This is a genomic window from Streptococcus sp. SM3 (assembly GCF_027497875.1).
This window is the reverse complement of record NZ_JAJNSA010000166.1, coordinates 1-3,056: the sequence shown is the minus strand read 5'-3', so window position 1 is coordinate 3,056 and position 3,056 is coordinate 1. Positions and strand designations below refer to the sequence as shown.

Annotated in this window: 3 protein-coding genes and 1 pseudogene; all 4 read right to left on the bottom strand. The window is 45.3% G+C overall.

All coding sequences use genetic code 11. The features are described from left to right. Positions 1 to 157 (bottom strand): annotated as a pseudogene (locus tag PAN06_RS13600) (pur operon repressor); the annotation flags it as partial. A gap of 135 nt (positions 158 to 292) precedes the next feature. After that, complete coding sequence (locus tag PAN06_RS13595; protein WP_037608119.1) at positions 293 to 1,237, bottom strand: 3'-5' exoribonuclease YhaM family protein; 945 nt, start codon at positions 1,235 to 1,237, stop codon at positions 293 to 295. Continuing rightward, positions 1,224 to 2,474 (bottom strand): DNA recombination protein RmuC, encoded by a 1,251-nt coding sequence (gene rmuC, locus PAN06_RS13590; RefSeq protein WP_269796590.1) that lies wholly within the window; start codon positions 2,472 to 2,474, stop codon positions 1,224 to 1,226. Before rmuC ends, PAN06_RS13595 begins: the two co-directional genes overlap by 14 nt. 1 nt (position 2,475) lies before the next feature. Next, the coding region (locus tag PAN06_RS13585; protein WP_269796589.1) for a thiamine diphosphokinase at positions 2,476 to 3,056 on the bottom strand (581 nt) is incomplete at its 5' end.

Sequence of the window (3,056 nt, the reverse complement as noted above, 5' to 3'; positions counted from 1 at the left end):
CTTCAAACGCACGCTTAATGATCACGATATCTTCTGAGATGGAAGACTTGGCAGACTCATACTTTTCCGCAAACGTATTGAGGCTAGTCAATTCATAGGGATGGTTGATCAAGTAATTAGAAATTACGACCATCCGTTCACTTCTTCTTAATTTCATTTTCTCACCATGTAGTTTTTTCTATCATTATACCATAAGAAGCGAAAAAAACGAACATTCTGATTTACAGAAGGCCGTTTTTTCCTGATTATTTTATTTTTGGCAGAATCATTCCCGTATTTATCTCTGTTTTTACTAGTCGAGATTCGGTTTATAGAAGGAACGATTTTCCATAGCAAAGATTTTATTGGTCATTTCGCCAGGACCAATTAAGCCAAGGGCTGTTGTCATCATCATCATTTCCGCATCCAAATTATCGATCATATGAATAATCTCTGCTTCCATGATTTTTGGACGAACAGGACTACCGTATTCGAGCAAGCCATGGTGACTCAAGATCACATGGCGAAGGACGATGACTTCTTCTTTTTGGTCATCAATCTTCAAGTCTTGCAAGACCTTGGTGATTTCTTCATCGATCAGTGCAATGTGGCCGATGAGGTTGCCCCGAACAGTGTATTCTGTATTTTCAGGTCCCGTCAACTCGATCACTTTGGCCAAATCGTGTAACATAATCCCTGCAAAGAGCAAGCTCTTATTCAACTGAGGATAGATATCGCCGATACTATCTGCCAAGCGGACCATGGTTGCCGTATGATAAGCAAGGCCTGCTTCAAAGGCATGGTGGTTGGTCTTAGCAGCTGGATAGCTATAAAACTCTTTCTCATATTTCCCATAGAGGGCACGGACAATCCGTTGCCAGACTGGATTTTCAATTTTGAAAATCATGTTTGACAGGTATTCATGCAATTCCTTGGGATCTACTGGTGGTTTTTCCTTGAAGTCTGCTGGATTGTTGGGCTCTCCTGCTTGGGGCAAGCGCATGTTTAATTGGTTGACTTGCGGAGTATTATTGTAAACTTCTCGACGTCCAGACATATGGACCACGCGCCCAGCCATAAAACTCTCTACATTGTGGGGTTGGGCATCCCATAGTTTACCTTCGATTGTACCGGTCTCATCCTGGAAGACAAAGGCGAGGTAGTTTTTCCCGGCCCGCGTTTGACGCACTTCTGCTGACTTGATCAAATAGAATCCTTCGAACAATTCATCTTTTTTCATTTGGTTAATTTTGACCATCATCTTCTCCATCTTCTATATATACATCTAGTCCCAGCAGGTCCTCATCGCTTTCGATTTGGCGGAGTGTCCGCTCGATGGCACTGGTCCGTCTGGTTAGCAAATCATCAATATTATTGGAAGCATTCTTTAAATGGCGCTGAGTCTTGGCCAGAATCCCTCCAAACTTATGGAATTCTGATTTGACCGATCCCAACACCTTGCTAATGTCATCTGCGCTCTTTTGGATGTTGAGCGTTTTAAAGCCAACAGACAAGGAGTTCAAGAGGGCTGATAAGGTACTTGGCCCAGCCACTAAAATTTGTTCGTCCCGACGCAAGCGATCGAAGAATTCTGGATTGCGAACCACTTCGGAATAGAGGCCTTCGGTTGGCAAAAAGAGAATTCCGAAATTCGTTGTCGCTGGTGGAAAGAGGTATTTTTGTTGGATATCCTTAGCAAAACGCTTGATACTAGCAAGAAGGGCCTTGCGGTAACGCTCGATCTCCTCTTTCTCTCCTGATTCATAAGCTTCTTCCAGACGATAGTAGTCTTCCAGTGGGAATTTAGAGTCAATCGGCAGATAGACTGGCTCCTCTCCTTGTCCTGGAAGCTTAATAGCATACTCCACGCGCTCACTGGATTGGGGAACGGTGACAAACTCCCGCTCATACTGGGCTGGGGTCAAGATATCTTCAATAATTTGGCCCAGCTGCAATTCGCCCATAATCCCACGCGTCTTAGTATTGGAGAGAACTTTATTAAGAGTTCCGACATCCCGCGCCACCGTCTGCATTTCTCCCAGCCCTTTGTTGACCGACTCCAATTGTTTTGAAACCGTCTCAAAGGAGGTCTGCAAGCGGTGCTGCAAGGTTTTCTCCAATTTTTCTTCTACCGTTTGGCGCATCTGTTCTAGCCGCACTTCATTGGACTCTTGGATCTGGCGCATGCGCTCATCTGTTTTGTCCCGATTTTTAGTAAAGTGCTCGTTCATCTCAGCGCGCAGAGCCGTCGTCTGCTGGTGGATCTCCACTCGCATCTCGGTCAAGCGATCTGTCAGGGCGATCTCTAACTGCTGATTGGCAATCTGGTTTGCTTGTCTTTCTTTTTCAAAACGATAGTCCAACTGGTCTGTCAAATGATCCTCATGGTCTTCCAGCATCTCTCGTAAAGCCGGTCTTGTGTCATCTGACCGTTGCAAGAGATAGATGAGGAGGCCCAGATTGAGCAGGCCAATCAGAAGCAGAATGATATTCATATTAACCTCTGTCTTTACTATAAACAATGACAAGATAGCCACGGTCAAGACTCACTTGAATCGGTTGATCCAAAAATTCATTGGAGCCATACATGGCCTTCAAAAAATAATTCTCCTGATGGAGCGGATACTTGGCCCCTGTGATCTCTAAGTGGCCTTGTCCGACAGGCATAAAACCAACATAGGACATGGCTGGATCCGGCTGAATCTCATGGCAACCAGCTGGTCTGTAGATCAAGCGATTTTGACCGTCGACTAATTGGATCTGCTCCATGTAGGGAGCTAGGTCTGGATCGGTCGGCAAAAAGATATTGGACAAAAAGTGATCCAAGCGACCGCCAAAGGCACCATAAACGATGATAGCAGCCTCTGGATAGGCCTCAAAGGCCGCTTTCAAGGCCAATTCCAAATCCGTATCGTTCTTTTCAGGGACGGATTGAACAACCTGCTTGGCTTGGGTTCGGATCTGGCGCAAATCGATCTCAGAGACGGAATCGAAATCCCCCACTGCTATATCTAAAGGCAGACCTTGTTTCAGTAGCTTCAAACAGCCACCATCAACGCCTACATAAGCGTCATGAT